Here is an 18,714-nt window from a genome sequence, read left to right on the forward strand (position 1 = left end):
CCCCGGGCCTACCGGCCGGCGCGGGCGACGCGCAGGGCCCACCAGATCAGCGGCACCTGCATCGGCACCCGGCCGTAGGCGATGGCCCGCTTCGCCGGACGCCGATGCCGCCAGTCCAGGGCCATCTTCACGTTCGCCGGCAGCACGGCGATGAAGAGGGCGGCCGCGGCCCGACCGCCGACCCGTCGGGTGGCCGGGTTCGCCACCGCCGCCGCCACCGCCAGCTCGGCGACCCCGCTGGCGTACGTCCAGAATCGGGCCGGGCCGGGCAGCGCGCCCGGCACGATCGGGTCGTAGAGGCCGGGGCGCAGCAGGTGGGTGACGCCGGCTACGGCGAGCAGCCCGGCCAGCGCGGCGGCCTCGCCACTGCGGTTGCTCACCGACGGTCCCCCTGCTGTTCGACGGCACGCTGGACGGCCCGGTAAATCTGGCCGAACCGTAGCGCGTCCGGCGTACGGAGCAGCAACTGCTCCCGGTTGTGGTGCTGCACCCACAGCTCGTGCACGTGACTGCCGCGCTCGTACGAGCGGTCCAGCCAACTCAGTGGAATCTCCAGGAACGGGGTCAGCGCCAGCGCCCCCACCGCGCAGGCGGCGAGGATGATCAGCGCCATCCTCCAGTTGCCCCGGTCCTGGGCCGCATAGGCCAGCGAGAGCACGCAGACCAGCGCGACAAGCGGTGGCAGCGAGAGCAGCAGGACCAGGACACCCCGGCCGAGCACCCGGCCGCGCACCGCGAGGGTCTTCGGGCCGCGCGCGTGCCAGACGAACGTCACATCGGAGAGGGCGATCACGTGACCGCCCGCCCGGATCGACTCGGAGGTCACCTGCACCGCGTCGTCCCGGTAATAGAGGGTCACCACTAAGCCTAACCACCGGCAGGCAACCCAGGCGTCCTGAGCGCTGGCCGGCGGTGCGGTCGGTCGAGCGCGATGTCGAGGCGGTGCGCCGCTACCCGCGTACGTTCGTCACCAGGGACATCGTCGAGCTGCCGGACGAGCCGATCCGGTTCTGAGCGTGGGCCGCTATCGGCGGCTGGTCGGGCGGACCGGGTGGTTGTGCTCGACCGCGCGCTGCACCGCCCGGTAGATCTGCCCGAAGCGCAGTGCGTCGCCGGTGCACAGCAGCCGTACCGGCTGGCCGCGCCAGCGCGCCCAGATCTCCAGTTGCCGGCTGCCCCGGGCGTACGAGCGGTCCAGGTGTTCGAAGAGGAAGTCGGCGACCGGCCCGACGGCCAGCCCGACCAGCACCGAGGCGCCGACGATCGCGATCGTCACGGTGGGTGAGCGGTGCAGCCAGACGGCCACGCCGATGCCGAGCACGGCCGCGATCAGCGGACCGGCCAGCGCGGCGCCGATCGCGCCTCGCCCGACGAGCACTCGCCAGGAGCGGCTGCCCCGGCGGTGCCAGATCATGCTGATGTCGGCCAGCGCGTAGCTGCGGCCGTCCACCCGGACTGCGGTGGAGGTGACCTGGACCGACTTGTCGTCGTAATACGTGATCATCGCTGGACTCCCGCCCGCGGGGCTGACACCAGACTACTTACTCCAACGAGCCGGGTCGTAAGGTTGGCACGCGACTTCGACGAGGAAGTGAGGGCAGCGTGGGCGAGTTCGTTCGGCTGGAGACCAAGGACGGCATCGGCACCATCCGGCTGGAGCGGCCGCCGATGAACGCGCTCAACACCCAGGTGCAGGAGGAGTTGCGCGCCGCCGCTACGGCGGCCACCGACGACCCCGAGGTCCGCGCCGTCATCGTGTACGGCGGGGAGAAGGTCTTCGCCGCCGGTGCGGACATCAAGCAGATGGCCGAGATGTCCTACGTGGACATGGCTGAGCGGGCCGCGAACTTGTCCAGTGCGCTCGGCGCGATCGCCCGGATCCCCAAGCCGGTCGTCGCCGCGATCACCGGCTACGCCCTCGGCGGGGGCTGCGAGTTGGCGCTGGCCTGCGACTGGCGGGTGGTGGCCGAGGACGCCAAGCTCGGCCAGCCGGAGATCAAGCTGGGCATCATCCCCGGCGCGGGCGGCACCCAGCGGCTGGCCCGCCTGGTCGGCCCGGCCCGGGCCAAGGATCTGATCATGTCCGGGCGGATGGTGGACGCGCAGGAGGCGCTCCGGATCGGCCTGGCCGACCGGGTCGTCCCGGCCGCCGAGGTCTACGACGCGGCGGTCGCCCTGGTCACGCCGTACCTGAACGGGCCGATGCAGGCCCTGCGCGCGGCGAAGCTGGCGGTCGACGGCGGCCTGGACATGGACCTGAACTCGGGCCTGGCCTGGGAGAGTCAGCTCTTCGCGGCGCTGTTCGCCACGGACGACCGGCGCGAGGGCATGGCGGCCTTCGTCGAGAAGCGCAAGCCGGGCTTCACCGGCCGCTGAGCGGACGGGGCCGGCGGCGCGTGTCGCCGGCCCGACGGTGAGCCGAGGACGGTTCACATTCTGCTTACCGGCCAGTAGCGTGTGGCTTCGGTCATGAGCGACGAAGGGGAGCGGCGATGACGGAGCGGGTCGAAGGTCACGGCGGGGAGCTGGCGCTCGCGGCGCTGCGGGCGTACGGGGTGCGCGAGATGTTCACCCTCTCCGGTGGCCACGTCTTCCCGCTCTACGACGCCGCGCACCGGAACGACTTCCCGATCTACGACGTCCGGCACGAGCAGTCCGCGGTCTTCGCCGCCGAGGCGGTGGCCAAGCTCCAGCGCCGTCCCGGCCTCGCCGTGCTCACGGCCGGTCCCGGTGTCACCAACGGCATCTCCGGCATGACCAGCGCCTACTTCAACGCCTCCCCGGTGCTGGTGCTCGGGGGCCGGGCGCCGGCGTTCCGCTGGGGCTCGGGCAGCCTCCAAGAGATGGACCACCTGCCGCTGGTCGCCCCGGTCACCAAGCACGCCGAGACGGTGTTCAGCACCGACGACATCCCGCGCGCGGTGGGCGCCGCGCTCACCGCCGCGCTCACCCCGCACCGCGGGCCGGCCTTCCTCGACTTCCCACTGGAGACGGTCTTCTCCGTCGCCGAGGCCGAGGTGCCCGCCCCGAGCGGCATCGACCCCGTCGCGCCGGACCCGGACGAGGTTGCCCGGGCCGCGTCGCTGATCGCCAGCGCGCAGCGGCCGGTCATCATCGCCGGCTCCGACGTGTACGCCGGCGACGCGGTGGCCGCGCTGCGCGAGGCGGCCGAGGCGTTGCAGGTGCCGGTCTTCACCAACGGCATGGGCCGCGGCTCGCTCCCGCCGGAGCACCCGCTCGCCTTCGCCAAGGCGCGCCGGGCCGCGCTCTCCGGCGCCGACGTGGTCGTGGTGGTCGGCACCCCGCTCGACTTCCGGCTCAGCTTCGGTGACTTCGGCGACGCCAAGGTGGTGCACATCGTCGACGCGCCCAGCCAGCGGGCCGGGCACGTGCAGCCGGCCGCCGCTCCCGCCGGCGACCTGCGCCTGATCCTTTCCGCGCTGGCCGACCACGCCGGTGACCGGGCCGACCACAGCGGCTGGATCGCCGACCTGCGCGCCGCCGAGGACGCGGCCCGGGCCCGCGACGCGGCGGAGATGGCCGCCGAGACCGACCCGATCCGGCCGGCCCGGATCTATGGCGAGCTGCGCCGGGTGCTGGCCCGTGACGCGATCACCATCGGCGACGGTGGCGACTTCGTCTCGTACGCCGGGCGGTACCTGGAGCCGGCCCAGCCCGGCACCTGGCTGGACCCGGGTCCGTACGGCTGCCTGGGCACCGGCATGGGCTACGCGATGGGCGCCCGGGTCAGCCACCCGGACCGGCAGATCTGCGTGCTGATGGGCGACGGCGCCGCCGGCTTCTCGCTGATGGACGTCGAGTCGCTGGTCCGCCAGAAGCTGCCGGTGGTGATCGTGGTCGGCAACAACGGCATCTGGGGGTTGGAGAAGCACCCGATGCAGGCCATGTACGGCTACGACGTGGCCGCCGACCTCCAGCCGGAGCTGCGCTACGACACGGTGGTCAGCGCCCTCGGCGGTGCGGGGGAGACGGTCGCCAAGGCCGCCGACCTGGGTCCGGCGTTGCAGCGGGCGTTCGACGCCGGAGTGCCGTACCTGGTCAACGTGCTCACCGACCCGACCGACGCGTACCCCCGGTCGTCGAACCTGGCCTGAGTCGCAACTGCCGCCGCCGTCGCCCGCCCAGCGGGCGGCGGCGCGGTCTTTCCGCAGCTAAATCAGCGGAATGTCAGCGCCGATCGTCGTAACGTCAGCCCGGGATCGGCGGGCTGTCAGCCCTGTCGCCCATGGTGGTGCCACCACCGGAGACGACAGGAGTTGCGATGGACTACGCAGTCCGCGCCGAGGGTCTGGTGCGTCGCTTCGGCGCCACCACCGCTCTCGCCGGCGTTGATCTGGCGGTCCCGACCGGGACCGTCTTCGGCCTGCTCGGGCCGAACGGCGCCGGCAAGTCCACGGCCGTACGGGTGCTCGCCACCCTGCTGCGCCCCGACGAGGGGCACGCCACCGTCGGTGGTTTCGACGTGGTCCGCGAAGCCCACCAGGTGCGCCAGTTGGTCGGCCTGACCGGCCAGTACGCCTCGGTCGACGAGACTCTGACCGGCGCGGAGAATCTGCTGCTGATCGGCCGGCTGCTCGGGCTGAGCCGGGCCGACGCCAGGCTGCGCGCCCGCCAACTGCTCGCCGACTTCCAGCTCAGCGACGCCGCCGACCGGGCCGCCAAGACCTACTCCGGCGGCATGCGGCGTCGGCTGGACCTCGCCGCCAGCCTGGTCGGCCGGCCGCAGGTGCTCTTCCTCGACGAGCCGACCACCGGCCTGGACCCGCGCAGTCGCAACGACCTGTGGGACATCGTCCGCACCCTGGTCTCCGACGGGGTGACGGTGCTGCTCACCACGCAGTACCTGGAGGAGGCCGATCAGCTCGCCGGGGAGATCGCGGTCGTCGACCATGGCCGGGTGATCGCCCAGGGCACGCCCGAGGAGCTGAAGGCCAAGACCGGCGGGCAGACCCTGACCGTGCGACCGGCCGAGCTCACCGACCTGGGCACCGTGGTCGCCATCGCTGGCGAGGTGTCCGGCGTGACCCCCGAGGTGGCCCAGAACGCCGTCACCGTCGCGGTGAACGACCCCAGCGTGCTGCCCGCGGTGGTGAGTCGCCTCGACGCCGCCGACATCCCGGTCGCCGAGCTGGCGCTGCGCGGCGCCAGCCTGGACGAGGTCTTCCTCTCCCTCACCGGCCACCGGGCCGAGGACGCCCCGGCCGACACCGACCTGGAAAGGACCTCGGCATGACCGCCGCCACTCTCACCCCTGCGCGGACGCCGGCCCGCCGGCTCGGTCCCGCCGCCGGGCTGCGGCACACGTTCACGCTGGCCTGGCGCAGCCTGGTGCAGATCAAGCACAACCCGATGGAGCTGCTCGACCTGAGCATCCAGCCGGTGATGTTCGTGCTGCTGTTCACCTACGTCTTCGGCACCGCCATCGCCGGCTCGTCCGGCGAGTACCTCACCTTCATGCTGCCCGGCATCATGGTGCAGAACGCGCTCTTCGCCACCATGACGACCGGGTTCGGGCTGAACAACGACCTCACCAAGGGCGTCTTCGACCGGCTCCGGGCGCTGCCCATCGCCCGCTGGGCGCCGCTGGCCGGCCGGATCCTCGCCGACACCGTCAAGCAGGCCTGGTCGATCGCGCTGCTGCTCGGCGTCGGGGCGATCCTGGGCTTCCGGGTCGGCAACGGGCTGCTCGGGGTGGTCGGGGCGTTCGCGCTGCTGCTGACGTTCACGCTGGCCGCGTCCTGGATCTCGGTGCTGGTCGGGGTACTGGTGAGCGAACCGGACAAGGTGCAGATCTTCGGCTTCATGGTGATCTTCCCGCTGACCTTCACCAGCAACATCTTCGTGCCCACCGACCGGATGCCGGGCTGGTTGCAGAACTGGGTGGAGGTCAACCCGGTGACCGTGGTGGCCGACGCGCTGCGCGGGCTCCTGGTCGGCGGGCCGGTAGCCGGCCCGGTGCTCCAGACACTGCTCTGGGGCTTCGGCATCGCGGTGATCTTCGCACCGCTGGCGGTGCGCGGGCTCAAGCGTCGGGTCTGACCCGCAGCGGCCCGGTCGCCGGCACCGGCGCGGCCGGGCCGGTGCTCACACCTCCGGCCGGTCACCCTCACGCGGCGGATCACCGTCGTGGCGGCGCAGGTCGTCCTCGCGTCGGCGCAGGTCTTCCTCCCAGCGGCGGAAGAGCTCCTGGTCCTGCTGTTGGGCGCGGTCCTGCACCGAGCGGAGGAACTCCGGGTCGTCGTCCGGGGCGAGCGGGCGCGGGCGCTGCCGCCCGGTGCGGCCGTTGCCGGCCGGCCCGGCCTTGCGGGTCCCGGCGCTGGGCTCCCGGCCAGCGAGGAACCAGGCGATCGAACCGATCAGCGGGAAGAACAGGATGATCAGCACCCAGGCGATCCGGGGCAGGGCACGGATCTGGCCCTCCTCGGCGGAGAGACAGCTGATCAGCGCGCAGACCGCGAGGACGATCTGCGCCAGGAAGAGGAGTACGTACAGCCGGGCCATACGCCTATCATGGCGCACCCTGTCCCGTCACCACAGTCGGCGAACCACCAGCAGCACACCCAGCAGTGCGAGCCCGACGGTGGCCAGCGCGACCAGGGGCAGCGTGCGGCCGCCGGTGCGCGCCGGCCCGGTGCCGGTGGCCCGGGGCCAGCAGAGCACGAGCACGGCCCCCCAGACCAGCACGGTTGCGCCGGCGATCAGCGCCCCGGTCGGGTCGCCGGTCGACCCCAGCCGGACGGCCAGCGCGGTCACCACGGTCAGTGTCAGCGCAGTGCGCCGCCAGGCCAGCCGGGTCCGCTCCGGTTGCAGCCCCGGATCGCGCCCGGCGGTCACCGGCCGAACCCCGGCCTTGGGCGCTGGCCGCCGGTCACGGTTCGCCGACCGCCCGGACCAGCACCGCGACCACCAGCAGCACGGCGCCGGCTCCGACGGCGAGGGCGAGGATCGCGGGGAAGCGGGAGGCGGGCAGCTCCTGGCCGAGCCGGATGGCCCGTTCGGTTCGCGCCCAGTGGTCCACGGCGCGGACCGCGACGGCGCCGCCGAGCAGCAGCAGCGCGACCGCGATCACCTCCCGCAGGTGGGTCAGCGGCAGCGGCGGCAGGAACTGCGCGGCGGCCAGCCCGCCGCCGACCAGCGCCAGGCCGGTACGCAGCCAGGCCAGGAAGGTGCGCTCGTTGGCCAGGGAGAACCGGTAGTCCGGTGGCTCGCCGACCGAGCGCAGGTCCGCCGGGTCGAACCACCGCCTGATCGCCTCCCACACGCTGCCAATTATCCGCTTCCGTTGCCGTTCATGATGCTGTCGTTGGCAGCAGATCGGCAGTCGGCCGTTGCCGGACGACGATCCCCGGTCGGGGTGGACGCTTCACGGCCACCGGCCCCGCGAGCGGGGTCTTACGGTCGGCTCCACGTCCGTTCGAGCCTTGCGGCTCCGGGTCTCCGGCCACTCCGGTACCCGCCTCGCGCTGCACTAGCCGCGCTAGATTCCTGGCCGCATTCAGATCCCGGTCGAGAACCATTCCGCAGCCTTCGCATTCGTAGGTCCGGACCTGCAGTGGCAGCTTGGCTTTCACCGCTCCGCAGGCCGAACAGGTCTTGCTGGACGGGAAAAACCGGTCGGCCGTGACCAGCCGACCACCGTTCCACGTCGTCTTGTAATCCAGCATGGTGCGGATGGCGCCGAACCCGCAGTCACTGATGGCCTTGGCGAGCTTCCGGTTGCGGAGCATCCCGGCAACGTTGAGGTCTTCCACCACGATCGTGGCGTACTCGGCGGCAAGCGTGCTGGTCAGCTTGTGCAGGCCGTCGCGGCGTAGATTCGCCACCCGCGCGTACGCCCGGGACCGGTCGGCGTTGGCTTTCAGCCAGCGCTTGGACGCTTCCTGCTTCGAGCGCCGGTCGGGACCGATCCGGCGGGACACCCGCCGCGACAGACGACGCAGGTGCTCACTTGCGCCAGTGAAGTGCCGCGGGTTGTCGATCACGTCGCCGGTGGACAGCACGGCGAGATGCTTGATGCCCACGTCGACACCAACCACTGCGGCCGGTTTCTCATGGGCGCCGATCTGGCGGTCCACCTCGCAGGAGAACGACACGTACCAGCGGCCGGCGTTCAGCTTCACCGTCGCGGACAGGATGCGGGCGGTGCCGGCGTCCAGGCGGCGGGCCAGTTTACGGGCCGACTCGTGCAGCTTGATCGTGCCCAGCCGGGGCAGCGTGACGCGCTTGCGGTCCGGCTCGACCCGGATGACGCCGGTGGTGAACGTGCACGACTTCGCCTCAGTCCGCTTGCCCTTGAACCGCGGGAAGTTGACCTTCGGCCCTTTGCGTTTGCCAGACTTCGAGTCCCGCCAAGTGTCCAGACCACGCACCAGGTTACGGATCCCGGCGGCGTACGCCTCCTTGGAGTTCTCCGCCCACCACGGCGCCACGTCGCCCTTGGCCTCGTTCCACGCCTTACGCAGCGAGGGCAGCGTCCATGACACAGCCGGGGTGAGCTGGTCGCCGGTCAGACCGTAGGTTCTCTCCGCGGCCCGCTGGTCCATCTGCGCCTTGACTAATCCAAGTGCCCAGTTGAACGCCTTGCGGCTGGCCCCGACGTGCGACGCCAGGGCGGCGAGTTGGGTTGCGTTGGGGTCCAACGCGTACCGGAACGCCTGGTTGACGATCACGACTCGTCCTCGGCGGTGGCCGCGGCGACAGCCCGGGTGGCCCGGTTCGCCGCCGCCCGGCGGCCGTAGAGCCGGGCACACAGCGACGTCAGGACCTCGGTCGCATCGCCGATCAGGTCATCGTCCACCTCGGCCGGGTCGACAACCAGCAGCCGTCGGCCCTGCGCCGACAGAGCGGCCTCGACGTACTCCGCGCCGAAGCGGGCGAACCGGTCCCGATGCTCGACCACGATCGTCGTCACGGCCGGGTCGCGCAGCAGGGCGAGGAACTCCTTGCGGCGCCCGCTGAGCGCGGACCCGACTTCGGTCACCACCCGTGACACTGCCAGGTTCTGCCCGGTCGCCCACACGGTCACCCGGACCACCTGCCGGTCCAGGTCCGCGCGTTGATCGGCCGACGACACCCGGGCGTAGACGGCGGTGACGCCTTCCGCAGCGGGCTCGGTCGCCGCCGGGTCGACCAGAATCAGCCTGCCGACCCGGCGCGCCGGGACCGGCAGCTTGCCTTCCCGGAACCACCGGTACGCCGTCGTGTGGTGCACACCTTCGCGTGCCGCCCACTCCTTCAAGTTCACTCCTGCATCATATTGCGTTTTAATCGTTAGCTGTTGCACCCCCTCCGGCTTAGCCTGGGGCGGTGACCGATCTCGACGTGATGACGCTGCGCACCGCCTATGACACCCAACTCCGCCCGGAGATCCCGGACCCGGTGCCAGCCGGGGTGACCGTGGAGCGGGACGGGCCGCTGGTCCGGATCATCGGGCTCGACGCCGGCGGGTTCCTCACCTATCGCGACCTCGGCGGGTTGACCGGAGACGAGCTGGACGCGCTGATCGCCCGGCAGGTGGAGCTGTTCCGCCAGCGCGGTCAGTCGGTGGAGTGGAAGCTCAACGAGCACGACGAGCCAGCGGACCTGGCGGACCGCCTGCGTGCCGCCGGGTTCGTGGCGGAGGACCGGGAGACCGTGGTGGTCGGCCCGGTCGCGCCGCTGGCGGCCGCGCTGCCGGTCGCCCCCGAGGGGGTACGCCTGCGTGAGGTGAGCAGCCAGGCCGACCTGGAGCGGATCGCCGCCATGGAGGAGGAGGTCTGGCAGGAGGACCGCTCGCACCTCGTCACGGGGTTGGCCAAGGAGATCGACGCCGATCCGCACTCGATCACGGTGGTGGTGGCCGAGGCGGGCGAGACGGTGGTGAGCGCTGGCTGGGTGCGTTTCCCGGCGAACACCGGCTTCGCCACCCTCTGGGGCGGATCCACCCTGCCGCAGTGGCGTCGCAAGGGCATCTACCGGGCGCTGGTCACCTATCGGGCCCGGCTGGCCGACCAGCGGGACCGGACGCTGCTGCAGGTCGACGCCTCCGAGGACAGCCGGCCGATCCTTCAGCGGCTCGGCCTCGTCCCGGTCACCACCACCACCCCGTACGTCTACACTCCGTGATCATGGAGCAGCGGTTGACGGAAGATGAGCGGCTGACCCTCAAGACCGGTGTTTTTGGCGCCGTGTTCCTGGTCTCCAACGCCGCCCCGGGCGTGTTGGGGGTGATCCGGGAGAGCTTCGCCGCCTCCGGCGCGCTGGCCGACGCCAGCGGGGTCGTCAAGGATGCGCTGACCAGCGGTCCGCTGCCCCGGCTGCCCCGGGATTCCCAGCTGGAGATCGAGTCGGTGGTGCTGCCGGCGCTCGGTCGGGCGGTGCGGATCCTGCGGGAGAAGTCGCCGGCGGACGTGGAGGCGTACCGAGAGGTGGTGCTGACGGCGGCGGACCGGGTGGCCCGGGCGCACGACGGGGTGGCTCCGGCGGAGGCCGCGGCCATCGACCGGATCCGGGGTGCGCTGGCCGGACCGGCCTGAGCAGGCGGCGGTCCCGGCGACATCGGTGAGCTGTGTCACTCTGAGTGCCCCGGGGCCCGCAACCTACTGGCAGGTAACATTGCGCCGTGGGCAACTGCACAGCAGCCCGCGGTTGACCGGGCGTCGACCGACGCGCGAGGCTGCGCCCGAGACCGGGCGAGCGAATCGCATCACCACACAGGAGGGTCGTCGAACGCGATGAATATCGTCGTACTCGTCAAGCAGGTGCCTGATTCGGGCGCGGACCGCAACCTGCGCAATGACGACAACACCGTCGACCGCGGTTCGGCGAACAACGTGATCAACGAGATGGACGAGTACGCCATCGAGGAGGCGCTGAAGATCAAGGAGGCGCACGGTGGCGAGGTCACCATCCTGACCATGGGTCCGGACCGGGCGACCGAGTCGATCCGCAAGGCGCTCTCCATGGGCCCGGACAAGGCCGTGCACGTGGTGGACGACGCCCTGCACGGTTCCTGCGCGGTTTCCACCTCGAAGGTGCTCGCCGCCGCGCTCGGTCAGCTCAACGCCGACCTGGTGATCTGCGGCGCGGAGTCCACCGACGGTCGGGTCCAGGTCATGCCGCACATGCTCGCCGAGCGGCTCGGCGTCGCGGCGCTCACCGGCGCCCGCAAGCTCACCGTCGACGGTGGCACGCTGACCGTCGAGCGGCAGACCGAGGAGGGCTACGAGGTCGTCACCGCCTCCACCCCGGCCGTGGTCTCCGTCTGGGACACCATCAACGAGCCGCGCTACCCCTCCTTCAAGGGCATCATGGCCGCCAAGAAGAAGCCGGTGCAGACGTTCTCCCTGGCCGACCTCGGCGTCGCACCGACCGAGGTGGGCTTCGACGGCGCCACCAGCGCCGTGGTCGAGCACACCAAGCGCCCGCCGCGCTCCGGCGGAGCCAAGATCACCGACGAGGGCGAGGGCGGCGTCAAGCTGGTCGAGTTCCTCGCTACCGAGAAGTTCGTGTGAGAGCGGGTCTGGACATGTCTGAGGTTCTCGTCGTCGTCGAAGCCACCAAGGAATTCGGCGTCAAGAAGGTCACCCTGGAGATGCTCACCCTCGCCCGCGAGCTGGGCACGCCCAGCGCGGTCGTGCTCGGCGGCGCTGGTGCGGCCGAGGCGCTGAGCGGCAAGCTGGGCGAGTACGGCGCGGAGAAGATCTACGCGGCCGAGGGTGACGAGATCGACGGCTACCTGGTGGCCCCCAAGGCCACCGTGCTGGCCGAGCTGGTCAAGCGGGTACAGCCCGCCGCCGTGCTGCTGGCCTCGGCGCAGGAGGGCAAGGAGATCGCCGCCCGGCTCGCCGTCAAGCTGGAGAACGGCATCCTGACCGACGTGGTCGGCCTGGCCGCCGACGGCACCGCCACCCAGATCGCCTTCGCCGGCTCCACCATCGTCAAGTCCAAGGTCACCAAGGGCCTGCCGCTGGTCACCGTCCGGCCCAACTCGGTCACCCCGACCGCGGCGGCGGCCACCCCGACGATCGAGCAGCTCACGGTGTCGGTCACCGACAGCGACAAGCTGGCCAAGGTCGTCGAGCGGGTCGCCGAGCAGAAGGGCTCCCGCCCCGAGCTGACCGAGGCCGGCGTGGTCGTCTCCGGCGGTCGCGGTGTCGGCAACGCGGACAACTTCAAGCTGGTCGAGGAGCTGGCCGACCTGCTCGGCGGCGCCGTCGGCGCGTCCCGCGCGGCGGTCGACTCCGGCTTCTACCCGCACCAGTTCCAGGTGGGCCAGACCGGCAAGACGGTCTCCCCGCAGCTCTACGTCGCGCTCGGCATCTCCGGTGCCATCCAGCACCGGGCCGGCATGCAGACCTCGAAGACCATCGTCGCGGTCAACAAGGACGGCGAGGCGCCGATCTTCGAGCTGGCCGACTTCGGCGTGGTGGGCGACCTGTTCAAGATCGTCCCGCAGGCCGCCGAGGAGATCCGCAAGCGGAAGTGACCGACCCGGGGCTGCCGCCCAACGGCACACCCCGGCACCGCACGACGAACAGTGGCCGCCCGAGTGGGCGGCCACTTTCGTGCTGGCGGAAAGGGAGCTGATCGGCGGGCCGGGGAGCTGAGCCGACCCGCCGATCAGCCCGTCAGGGTGCCCCTCAGCAGGCTGTCGCCGGAATGGGCGGGCTTGTTGTCGTACTGCTCGGCGGAGACGTCGACCACCGAGTAGGAGCGCAGGTCGACGTTCGAGGGCAGGGGCAGCAGCGCGTCCGGGCCGTCACCGAGGGTGCCGACCGAGAACATCTGCATCGTCGTCGGGTTGATGAGCCAGACCTCGTAGTACCCCGGCACGCGCGGGAGATTCGCCACGTGCAGATGTAGTTGGCCGCCCTGGAAGACCCGGGCGTCACCGTTGGCAGCCGCCCAGCGGGACCAGCCACCGCGCCGGTCTCCCGGACCCGGTCCGGATGCGGGCGGGGACGGGGGAGAGGAACCTCTTCCCGCCCCGGCCGTACCGCGTCGAGCGGGGGCCTCCGGGGTCGGCCGCTCACCGGAGTCCCCTCCGCCATCCGGTCTCCGACCTGTCGGCCGTAGGCTGAACGGTGATGGCTTACCTGGATCATGCGGCGACCACTCCGATGCTCGATGAGGCACTGGAGGCGTACGTCGCCACCGCCCGCGAGGTCGGCAACGCGTCCTCCCTGCACGCGGCGGGTCGCCGTGCCCGCCGCCGGGTCGAAGAGTCGCGCGAGCGGGTGGCCGCCGTCCTGGGCGCCCGGCCCTCCGAGGTGATCTTCACCGGTGGTGGCACGGAGAGCGACAACCTTGCGGTCAAGGGCATCTTCTGGGCCCGCCGGGGAGCCGGCCCCGACCGCCGACGGGTGGTCTCCAGCGCCATCGAGCACCACGCGGTGCTGGATGCGGTGGACTGGCTGGCCCAGCACGAGGGGGCCGAGGTCGGCTGGCTGCCGGTGGACGCCGCCGGTCGACTCGACCCGGAGGACCTGCGCGCCGAGTTGGCAGCGCACACCGACCGGGTGGCCGTGGTCACCGCGATGTGGGCGAACAACGAGGTGGGCACCGTCCAGCCGGTAGCCGAGCTGGCCGCCGTCGCCGCCGAGCACGGCGTGCCGTTCCACACGGACGCCATCCAGGCCGTCGGTCAGGTGCCGGTCGATTTCGCCGCCAGCGGGGTCGCCGCGCTGACCGTCACCGGGCACAAGCTGGGCGGTCCGACCGGGGTGGGGGCGCTGCTGCTCGCCCGGGACGTGGCGGCCACGCCGCTGCTGCACGGTGGCGGCCAGGAACGCGACATACGCTCCGGCACCCTGGACACCGCCGGCATCGTCGCCTTCGCGGTCGCCGTCGAGGCGGCCGTGAAGGGCCAGCAGGAGTACGCGGCCCGGGTGGCCGCGCTCCGTGACGACCTGATCGAGCGGGTCCGCCAGGCGGTGCCCGAGGTGATCTACAACGGTGACCCGGTCGACCGGCTGCCCGGTAACGCGCACTTCTCCTTCCCCGGCTGCGAGGGCGACGCCCTGCTGCTCCTGCTCGACGCCCAGGGCATCGCCTGCTCGACGGGCTCGGCCTGCTCGGCCGGGGTGGCCCAGCCCTCGCACGTGCTGCTGGCGATGGGCGCCGACGATGACCGCGCCCGCTCCTCGCTGCGCTTCACCCTCGGTCACACCAGCACCCAGACCGAGATCGACGCCCTCATCGCCGCCCTCCCGGCGGCCGTCGACCGCGCCCGCCGAGCCGCCGCCCACCGCACCCAGCGCTAACCCCCCCGCCCCGGCCACCCCTCACCCGGTCGATCATGGGGTCGTGGTGCCCGGAGTGCGATGGCAGGCGGCTTTTGTCCCCCACCACAACTCCATGATCGACGGAGCGGGGGCGGGGTGTTGTGGCGGGGATGGGGGTGGGTTGGGTCGGTGGATAGGCTGGGGGGAGGGAAGGGGAGTGGGCTGGTGAGGGTGTTGGCGGCTATGTCGGGCGGGGTTGACTCGGCCGTGGCGGCGGCGCGGGCGGTGGCGGCCGGGCACGACGTGACCGGCGTGCACCTGGCGCTGGCTCGCAATCCACAGACCTACCGGACCGGGGCGCGTGGCTGCTGCACCCTGGAGGACTCCCGGGACGCCCGGCGAGCGGCCGACGTGATCGGCATCCCGTTCTACGTCTGGGACATGGCCGACCGGTTCCACGCCGACGTGGTGGACGACTTCGTGGCCGAGTACGCGGCCGGCCGTACGCCGAATCCCTGCCTGCGCTGCAACGAGAAGATCAAGTTCACGGCGGTGCTGGACCGGGCGGTGGCCCTGGGCTTCGACGCGGTGGTGACCGGCCACCACGCCCGGCTCGGCCCGGACGGGCTGCTGCGGCGCAGCGTCGACGTGGCCAAGGACCAGTCGTACGTGCTGGCCGTGCTCACCCGCGAGCAGCTGGACCGGTCGATCTTCCCGCTCGGCGACTCGACCAAGGCGCAGGTCCGCGTGGAGGCCGCCGAGCGCGGCCTGGCGGTGGCCGACAAGCCGGACTCGCACGACATCTGCTTCATCGCCGACGGCGACACCCGGGGCTTCCTGGCTGGCCGGCTCGGTGCGGCGCCCGGCGACGTGGTGGACGCGAGCACCGGCGCGGTGGTCGGCAGCCACACCGGCGCGTACGCGTACACCGTGGGCCAGCGTCGCGGGCTGCACCTGGACCGACCCGCCCCGGACGGCCGGCCGCGCTACGTGCTCTCCATCACGCCGAAGACCAACACGGTGACGGTCGGCCCGGCCGAGGCGCTGGAGGTGTTCCAGGTGCACGCCGAGCGGCCGGTCTGGACCGGTGGCTCGCGTCCGGACGCGCCGGTCGAGTGCGAGGTGCAGCTGCGCGCGCACGGCGAGGTGGTGCCGGCCACCGTGGCCCTCGACGGCGACCGGCTCCACGCCGAGCTGCGTCGGCCGGTCCGCGGCGTCGCCGCCGGTCAGGCCGTGGTGGCGTACCGGCCGGACCCGGCCGGCGACGTGGTCCTCGGCTCCGCCACCATCACCGGCTGACCCGGCGCTGAGCGGCCGCCGCGAGCCGGGGCCGGCGAGGTGGCCGTCGCAGCCCGGGGCATCTCGCGCACCGGATACCCTTCGGCCGTGACAGATCAGGCGTGGCCCTGGCCGGCCGGCGCGGCAACCGGTATCGGTTCGCTGCCCGGCACCGACATCGCCGAGGCCCAGCGGGTGGTCCTCGGCGAGCTTCCGGCGCTGCCCCACCTGCCCGAGCTGCCGGCTCGCGGCCCCGGGGCCGACCTGATCGGTCGCACCGCCGGAATGCTGGTCGAGCTGCCCGTCGAGCTGTACGCGGGCCGTTGGCGGGTCGCCCCGCGCCCGGGCCGTGACCTGCGCCGTGCACGCGACCTGCTGGAACGCGATCTGGACCAGCTCGCCGAGCAGGCCGAGGAGTACGCCGGCCCGATCAAGGTGCAGGCCGGTGGCCCGCTCACCCTGGCCGCCGCGCTGGAGTTGCCGATCGGCGGCCGGTTGCTGCGTGACCCCGGCGCGGTCCGTGATCTCACCGACTCCCTCGCCGAGGGGCTACGCGTGCACGTCGCGGCGGTCGCCCGGCAACTGCCGCACGCCTCGGTGCTGCTCCAACTGGACGAGCCGTCGCTGCCGACCGTGCTGGCCGGGCGGGTGCCCACCGAGAGCGGGCTGGGCGCGTACCGGGCGGTGGAGTCGGTGGACGCGGCGGCGCTGCTGCGCACGGTCGTCGAAGCGGTCGGCGTGCCGACCGTGGTGCACTGCTGCGCCCCGGACGTGCCGCTGGAGCTGATCCGGTCGACCGGCGCTGCCGCCGTCGCCCTCGACCTGGGCCTGCTCACCGAGCTGGACCCGCTGGGCGAGGCGATCGACGCCGGCCTCGGGTTGCTGGCCGGGGCCGCGCCGACGCGGCCGCCGTCGACCGGTCCGGCGCCGACCTCCGCCCAGATCGCCGATCGGGTACGCCAGCTCTGGGACCGCCTCGGCTTCCCCCGTCGACAGCTCGCCGAGCAGGTGGTGATCACCCCGGCCTGTGGCCTCGCCGGCGCCACCCCGGAGTACGCCCGGACGGTGCTGGCCGCCTGCCGGGACGCCGGCCGGCGCCTCGTCGAGGACTGAGGTTTCCTGTCGTACCTGGTGGGGGCAGGATGAGCGTCATGGTTGGACAGCTACGTTCAGTGGTGATCGACTGCCCGGATCCGCGGGCGCTGGCCGCGTTCTACGCGGAGCTGCTCGGCATGCCTCTGGCCGAGGGCGACTCCGACGACGAATGGGTGGTGCTGGGCGGCCCGCCCGGGCAGCAGCCCCGGCTGGCGTTCCAGCGGGCGCTCAACCTGCGTCCGCCGGCCTGGCCTGATCCGGAGCGCCCGCAGCAGTTCCACATCGACGTGACAGTGACCGACGTCGAGGCCGCCGAGAAGGCGGCGCTGGCGCTCGGCGCCCGACGGCTGCCGGGTGAGGGCGACGGCTGGCGGGTCTACGCCGATCCGGCCGGCCACCCGTTCTGCCTCTGCTGGGACTGAGCCTGGCGTGGATCACGACGGCCGGGCATCATGGCCGCCGTGATCCACAACTCTCCGCTGCGCGCCTCGGGATCGCTCTTCGGTCTCGCCTACGGCGATGCGCTGGGCAAGCCGACCGAATTCCTGACCGTCGCCGAGATCGAGCGGCGGTACGGCCCGACCGGTCCGCGGGAGCTGTCCGGTGAGCCGGCGCTGGTCACCGACGACACCCAGATGGCGCTGGCGGTGGGCTGGGCGCTGCACGAGGCGCCGTCGCTCACCCCGGAGGTCGTGGAGCCGCTGCTGCGGCGGCGTTTCCTGGCCTGGGCGATCAGCCCGGACAACAACCGCGCCCCGGGGATGACCTGCCTGCGCGCCTGCGCCGAGCTGGGTCGCGGGCTCCGCTGGCAGGAGGCGACGGTCGCCGGGTCGAAGGGGTGCGGCGCCAACATGCGGGTGACGCCGGTCGGGTTGCTCGACGTGGACCTGGACACGCTGGCCGGGTTGGCCCAGCTACAGGCCGGGTTGACGCACGGCCACCCGACCGGGCTGGCTGCCAGCGAGCTCACCGCGTACGCGGTCTTCGCACTGCGCGGGGGCGCCACGCTCGCCGAGCTTCCCGCGATTCTCATCGACCGGGCGCGCACCCAGCGCCGGGTGTACCGGGAGCAGTGGCTGGGTGACCTCTGGCAGCGCCCCGGGGTCCGGACCCCGGAGGACTTCATCGCCCAGGGCTGGGACGAGTGCCTGGCGGTGCTGGGGCGACTGACGACCGCCCTGGGCCAACCGGATGACGGCGCTGACCCGTGCCGGGTCACCGGGGATGGCTGGGTGGCCGAGGAGGCGCTGGCCACCGCTCTGCTCTGCGCGGTACGGCACGCCGATGACCCGGTCTCGGCACTGGCCCGGGGTGCGACCACCGCCGGTGACTCCGACTCGATCGCCGCCCTGGCCGGCGCCTTCGTGGGTGCGGCCGCCGGGATGACCGCCTGGCCACCCGCCTGGGTCGACCGCATCGAGTACGCCGACCAGCTCGCCACGCTCGGCGCGGCCTGGGACTGATCCCGTTCGGCGGCGGAGGCGTGCCCCGCCCCGGGGGATCGCCGGGCGGGGGACGGTCAGCGGGTGGGCAGGTGGTGCAGGCTGCGGACCCGTCGCCACAGGTCGCCGTCGCAGTTGCCGGCACGGTCGGCGAAGGCGGCCGAGCTGATCCGGGCTGGCTCGGTGAGGCTCAGGTAGCTGTCGTGCTCGGCGCCCGGGTCCCAGTCCCGGGTGGGGATGCGGACGTGGTCGTCCCGCTCGCTTTTGTCCTGGCTGGTGATCTTCAGGACGTCGGCGCCCCGGGAGTCGGCGCGCAGCACCAGGCACGGCCGGACCTTCGACCCGCTGCCGTCGGCGTACGGCACGTCGGCCCACCAGATCTCGCCCGGTGCCGGTTTGCCGGTCGCCCGGTCGGTGTCGCGCGACCGGGGCTTGGTGGCGGGCCGGTCGCCGCCGCGCGGCCGGGGCGGTGTGGTGCGGCGGCCACCGGTACGCGCCGTGGCGCCCCGGCCCGGCCGGGTGCCCGACCGCCGGTTCGCCACCCGGTGCCGCCAGCTGTTCCACGCCCAGCCGGCGGCCACCGCCAGCAGGATCGCCACCGCCCAGAGCAGGGCCTCGGGCATCGGTACCTCCGCCTTCCGGTGGCCCCACCGGCCACTGTCGTCCGGCGATCC

General features: G+C 72.6%; 23 protein-coding genes. 13 read left to right on the forward strand and 10 right to left on the reverse strand.

What is annotated here, in order from left to right:
* Positions 1 to 8: 8 nt before the first annotated feature.
* From OG470_RS13675 to OG470_RS13685, 3 genes are all read right to left on the reverse strand, one after another.
* Positions 9 to 380, reverse strand: coding sequence for a DoxX family protein (locus tag OG470_RS13675; RefSeq protein WP_328424283.1), 372 nt, complete (start codon positions 378 to 380; stop codon positions 9 to 11).
* Positions 377 to 859 carry a DUF6232 family protein gene (locus tag OG470_RS13680; protein ID WP_328424285.1) on the reverse strand — a complete coding sequence of 161 codons (483 nt, stop codon included), beginning with the start codon at positions 857 to 859 and terminating at the stop codon, positions 377 to 379. Before OG470_RS13680 ends, OG470_RS13675 begins: the two co-directional genes overlap by 4 nt.
* A gap of 165 nt (positions 860 to 1,024) precedes the next feature.
* Positions 1,025 to 1,504 carry a DUF6232 family protein gene (locus OG470_RS13685; protein ID WP_328424287.1) on the reverse strand — a complete coding sequence of 160 codons (480 nt, stop codon included), beginning with the start codon at positions 1,502 to 1,504 and terminating at the stop codon, positions 1,025 to 1,027.
* A gap of 98 nt (positions 1,505 to 1,602) precedes the next feature.
* Here OG470_RS13685 and OG470_RS13690 point away from each other — a divergent pair, with 98 nt between their 5' ends.
* From OG470_RS13690 to OG470_RS13705, 4 genes are all read left to right on the forward strand, one after another.
* Complete coding sequence (locus OG470_RS13690) at positions 1,603 to 2,376, forward strand: enoyl-CoA hydratase/isomerase family protein (protein WP_328424289.1); 774 nt, start codon at positions 1,603 to 1,605, stop codon at positions 2,374 to 2,376.
* 116 nt (positions 2,377 to 2,492) lie between these two features.
* Positions 2,493 to 4,115, forward strand: coding sequence for an acetolactate synthase (locus OG470_RS13695; RefSeq protein ID WP_328424291.1), 1,623 nt, complete (start codon positions 2,493 to 2,495; stop codon positions 4,113 to 4,115).
* A gap of 167 nt (positions 4,116 to 4,282) precedes the next feature.
* A complete protein-coding gene (locus OG470_RS13700; protein ID WP_328424293.1) occupies positions 4,283 to 5,254 on the forward strand; it encodes an ATP-binding cassette domain-containing protein in 972 nt (323 codons plus the stop codon).
* Positions 5,251 to 6,060, forward strand: a complete 810-nt coding sequence (locus tag OG470_RS13705) for an ABC transporter permease (RefSeq protein WP_328424295.1) — start codon at positions 5,251 to 5,253, stop codon at positions 6,058 to 6,060. The genes OG470_RS13700 and OG470_RS13705 overlap by 4 nt, the downstream gene beginning before the upstream one ends.
* Positions 6,061 to 6,105: 45 nt before the next feature.
* Here OG470_RS13705 and OG470_RS13710 read toward each other — a convergent pair whose 3' ends face one another.
* The 5 genes from OG470_RS13710 to OG470_RS13730 are packed head-to-tail and all read right to left on the reverse strand — an operon-like array spanning position 6,106 to position 9,265.
* On the reverse strand, positions 6,106 to 6,522 hold the full coding sequence (locus OG470_RS13710; RefSeq protein WP_328424297.1) for a PLD nuclease N-terminal domain-containing protein: 417 nt from the start codon (positions 6,520 to 6,522) through the stop codon (positions 6,106 to 6,108).
* A 27-nt stretch (positions 6,523 to 6,549) separates the two neighbouring features.
* Positions 6,550 to 6,855, reverse strand: coding sequence for a DUF202 domain-containing protein (locus OG470_RS13715; RefSeq protein ID WP_328424299.1), 306 nt, complete (start codon positions 6,853 to 6,855; stop codon positions 6,550 to 6,552).
* Between the two features lie 34 nt (positions 6,856 to 6,889).
* On the reverse strand, positions 6,890 to 7,282 hold the full coding sequence (locus tag OG470_RS13720; protein WP_328424301.1) for a YidH family protein: 393 nt from the start codon (positions 7,280 to 7,282) through the stop codon (positions 6,890 to 6,892).
* A 28-nt stretch (positions 7,283 to 7,310) separates the two neighbouring features.
* Positions 7,311 to 8,690 (reverse strand): IS607 family element RNA-guided endonuclease TnpB, encoded by a 1,380-nt coding sequence (gene tnpB / locus OG470_RS13725; protein ID WP_328424303.1) that lies wholly within the window; start codon positions 8,688 to 8,690, stop codon positions 7,311 to 7,313.
* Positions 8,687 to 9,265 carry an IS607 family transposase gene (locus OG470_RS13730; protein WP_328424306.1) on the reverse strand — a complete coding sequence of 193 codons (579 nt, stop codon included), beginning with the start codon at positions 9,263 to 9,265 and terminating at the stop codon, positions 8,687 to 8,689. Before OG470_RS13730 ends, tnpB begins: the two co-directional genes overlap by 4 nt.
* A gap of 62 nt (positions 9,266 to 9,327) precedes the next feature.
* Between OG470_RS13730 and OG470_RS13735 the strand changes: the two genes are divergently transcribed.
* The 4 genes from OG470_RS13735 (at position 9,328) to OG470_RS13750 (ending at position 12,487) form a co-directional block, all read left to right on the forward strand.
* Positions 9,328 to 10,125: a GNAT family N-acetyltransferase gene (locus tag OG470_RS13735; RefSeq protein WP_328424308.1), complete on the forward strand. Its 798-nt coding sequence runs from the start codon at positions 9,328 to 9,330 to the stop codon at positions 10,123 to 10,125.
* Positions 10,126 to 10,127: 2 nt separating this feature from the next.
* Positions 10,128 to 10,535 (forward strand): hypothetical protein, encoded by a 408-nt coding sequence (locus tag OG470_RS13740; RefSeq protein ID WP_328424310.1) that lies wholly within the window; start codon positions 10,128 to 10,130, stop codon positions 10,533 to 10,535.
* A 198-nt stretch (positions 10,536 to 10,733) separates the two neighbouring features.
* Entirely contained in the window at positions 10,734 to 11,513 is a 780-nt protein-coding gene (locus tag OG470_RS13745) for an electron transfer flavoprotein subunit beta/FixA family protein (RefSeq protein ID WP_328424312.1), read from the forward strand.
* A gap of 14 nt (positions 11,514 to 11,527) precedes the next feature.
* Positions 11,528 to 12,487, forward strand: a complete 960-nt coding sequence (locus OG470_RS13750) for an electron transfer flavoprotein subunit alpha/FixB family protein (RefSeq protein WP_328424314.1) — start codon at positions 11,528 to 11,530, stop codon at positions 12,485 to 12,487.
* A 134-nt stretch (positions 12,488 to 12,621) separates the two neighbouring features.
* Here OG470_RS13750 and OG470_RS13755 read toward each other — a convergent pair whose 3' ends face one another.
* The gene (locus OG470_RS13755; RefSeq protein ID WP_442931120.1) at positions 12,622 to 12,852 is read right to left on the reverse strand and encodes an anti-sigma factor; all 231 of its coding nucleotides are present in this window, start codon (positions 12,850 to 12,852) and stop codon (positions 12,622 to 12,624) included.
* A gap of 236 nt (positions 12,853 to 13,088) precedes the next feature.
* On the opposite strand from OG470_RS13755, the gene OG470_RS13760 reads away from it, so the two are divergent.
* The 5 genes from OG470_RS13760 to OG470_RS13780 all read left to right on the forward strand — a co-directional run bounded on the left by OG470_RS13760 (position 13,089) and on the right by OG470_RS13780 (position 18,061).
* Positions 13,089 to 14,264: a cysteine desulfurase family protein gene (locus OG470_RS13760; protein WP_328424316.1), complete on the forward strand. Its 1,176-nt coding sequence runs from the start codon at positions 13,089 to 13,091 to the stop codon at positions 14,262 to 14,264.
* 186 nt (positions 14,265 to 14,450) lie between these two features.
* Positions 14,451 to 15,524, forward strand: coding sequence for a tRNA 2-thiouridine(34) synthase MnmA (gene mnmA / locus OG470_RS13765; RefSeq protein ID WP_328424318.1), 1,074 nt, complete (start codon positions 14,451 to 14,453; stop codon positions 15,522 to 15,524).
* 87 nt (positions 15,525 to 15,611) lie between these two features.
* Entirely contained in the window at positions 15,612 to 16,616 is a 1,005-nt protein-coding gene (locus tag OG470_RS13770; protein WP_328424320.1) for a methionine synthase, read from the forward strand.
* Between the two features lie 38 nt (positions 16,617 to 16,654).
* A complete protein-coding gene (locus OG470_RS13775) occupies positions 16,655 to 17,020 on the forward strand; it encodes a VOC family protein (RefSeq protein ID WP_328424322.1) in 366 nt (121 codons plus the stop codon).
* Positions 17,021 to 17,050: 30 nt separating this feature from the next.
* Complete coding sequence (locus OG470_RS13780; protein WP_328424324.1) at positions 17,051 to 18,061, forward strand: ADP-ribosylglycohydrolase family protein; 1,011 nt, start codon at positions 17,051 to 17,053, stop codon at positions 18,059 to 18,061.
* Positions 18,062 to 18,117: 56 nt separating this feature from the next.
* Here OG470_RS13780 and OG470_RS13785 read toward each other — a convergent pair whose 3' ends face one another.
* Positions 18,118 to 18,663, reverse strand: coding sequence for a type II toxin-antitoxin system PemK/MazF family toxin (locus OG470_RS13785; RefSeq protein ID WP_328424326.1), 546 nt, complete (start codon positions 18,661 to 18,663; stop codon positions 18,118 to 18,120).
* Positions 18,664 to 18,714 lie beyond the last annotated feature (51 nt).

The sequence above is a fragment of the Micromonospora sp. NBC_00389 genome, assembly GCF_036059255.1.
Classification (GTDB): Bacteria; Actinomycetota; Actinomycetes; order Mycobacteriales; family Micromonosporaceae; genus Micromonospora.

Excerpts from the sequence above, each read along its gene's own strand:
- OG470_RS13685 (WP_328424287.1), bottom strand. The coding sequence starts at position 1,504 with ATGATCACGTATTACGACGACAAGTCGGTCCAGGTCACCTCCACCGCA.
- OG470_RS13695 (WP_328424291.1), top strand. The coding sequence starts at position 2,493 with ATGACGGAGCGGGTCGAAGGTCACGGCGGGGAGCTGGCGCTCGCGGCG.
- OG470_RS13700 (WP_328424293.1), top strand. The coding sequence starts at position 4,283 with ATGGACTACGCAGTCCGCGCCGAGGGTCTGGTGCGTCGCTTCGGCGCC.
- OG470_RS13705 (WP_328424295.1), top strand. The coding sequence starts at position 5,251 with ATGACCGCCGCCACTCTCACCCCTGCGCGGACGCCGGCCCGCCGGCTC.
- OG470_RS13710 (WP_328424297.1), bottom strand. The coding sequence starts at position 6,522 with ATGGCCCGGCTGTACGTACTCCTCTTCCTGGCGCAGATCGTCCTCGCG.
- OG470_RS13740 (WP_328424310.1), top strand. The coding sequence starts at position 10,128 with ATGGAGCAGCGGTTGACGGAAGATGAGCGGCTGACCCTCAAGACCGGT.
- OG470_RS13745 (WP_328424312.1), top strand. The coding sequence starts at position 10,734 with ATGAATATCGTCGTACTCGTCAAGCAGGTGCCTGATTCGGGCGCGGAC.
- OG470_RS13750 (WP_328424314.1), top strand. The coding sequence starts at position 11,528 with ATGTCTGAGGTTCTCGTCGTCGTCGAAGCCACCAAGGAATTCGGCGTC.
- OG470_RS13760 (WP_328424316.1), top strand. The coding sequence starts at position 13,089 with ATGGCTTACCTGGATCATGCGGCGACCACTCCGATGCTCGATGAGGCA.
- OG470_RS13775 (WP_328424322.1), top strand. The coding sequence starts at position 16,655 with ATGGTTGGACAGCTACGTTCAGTGGTGATCGACTGCCCGGATCCGCGG.
- OG470_RS13780 (WP_328424324.1), top strand. The coding sequence starts at position 17,051 with ATGGCCGCCGTGATCCACAACTCTCCGCTGCGCGCCTCGGGATCGCTC.
- OG470_RS13785 (WP_328424326.1), bottom strand. The coding sequence starts at position 18,663 with ATGCCCGAGGCCCTGCTCTGGGCGGTGGCGATCCTGCTGGCGGTGGCC.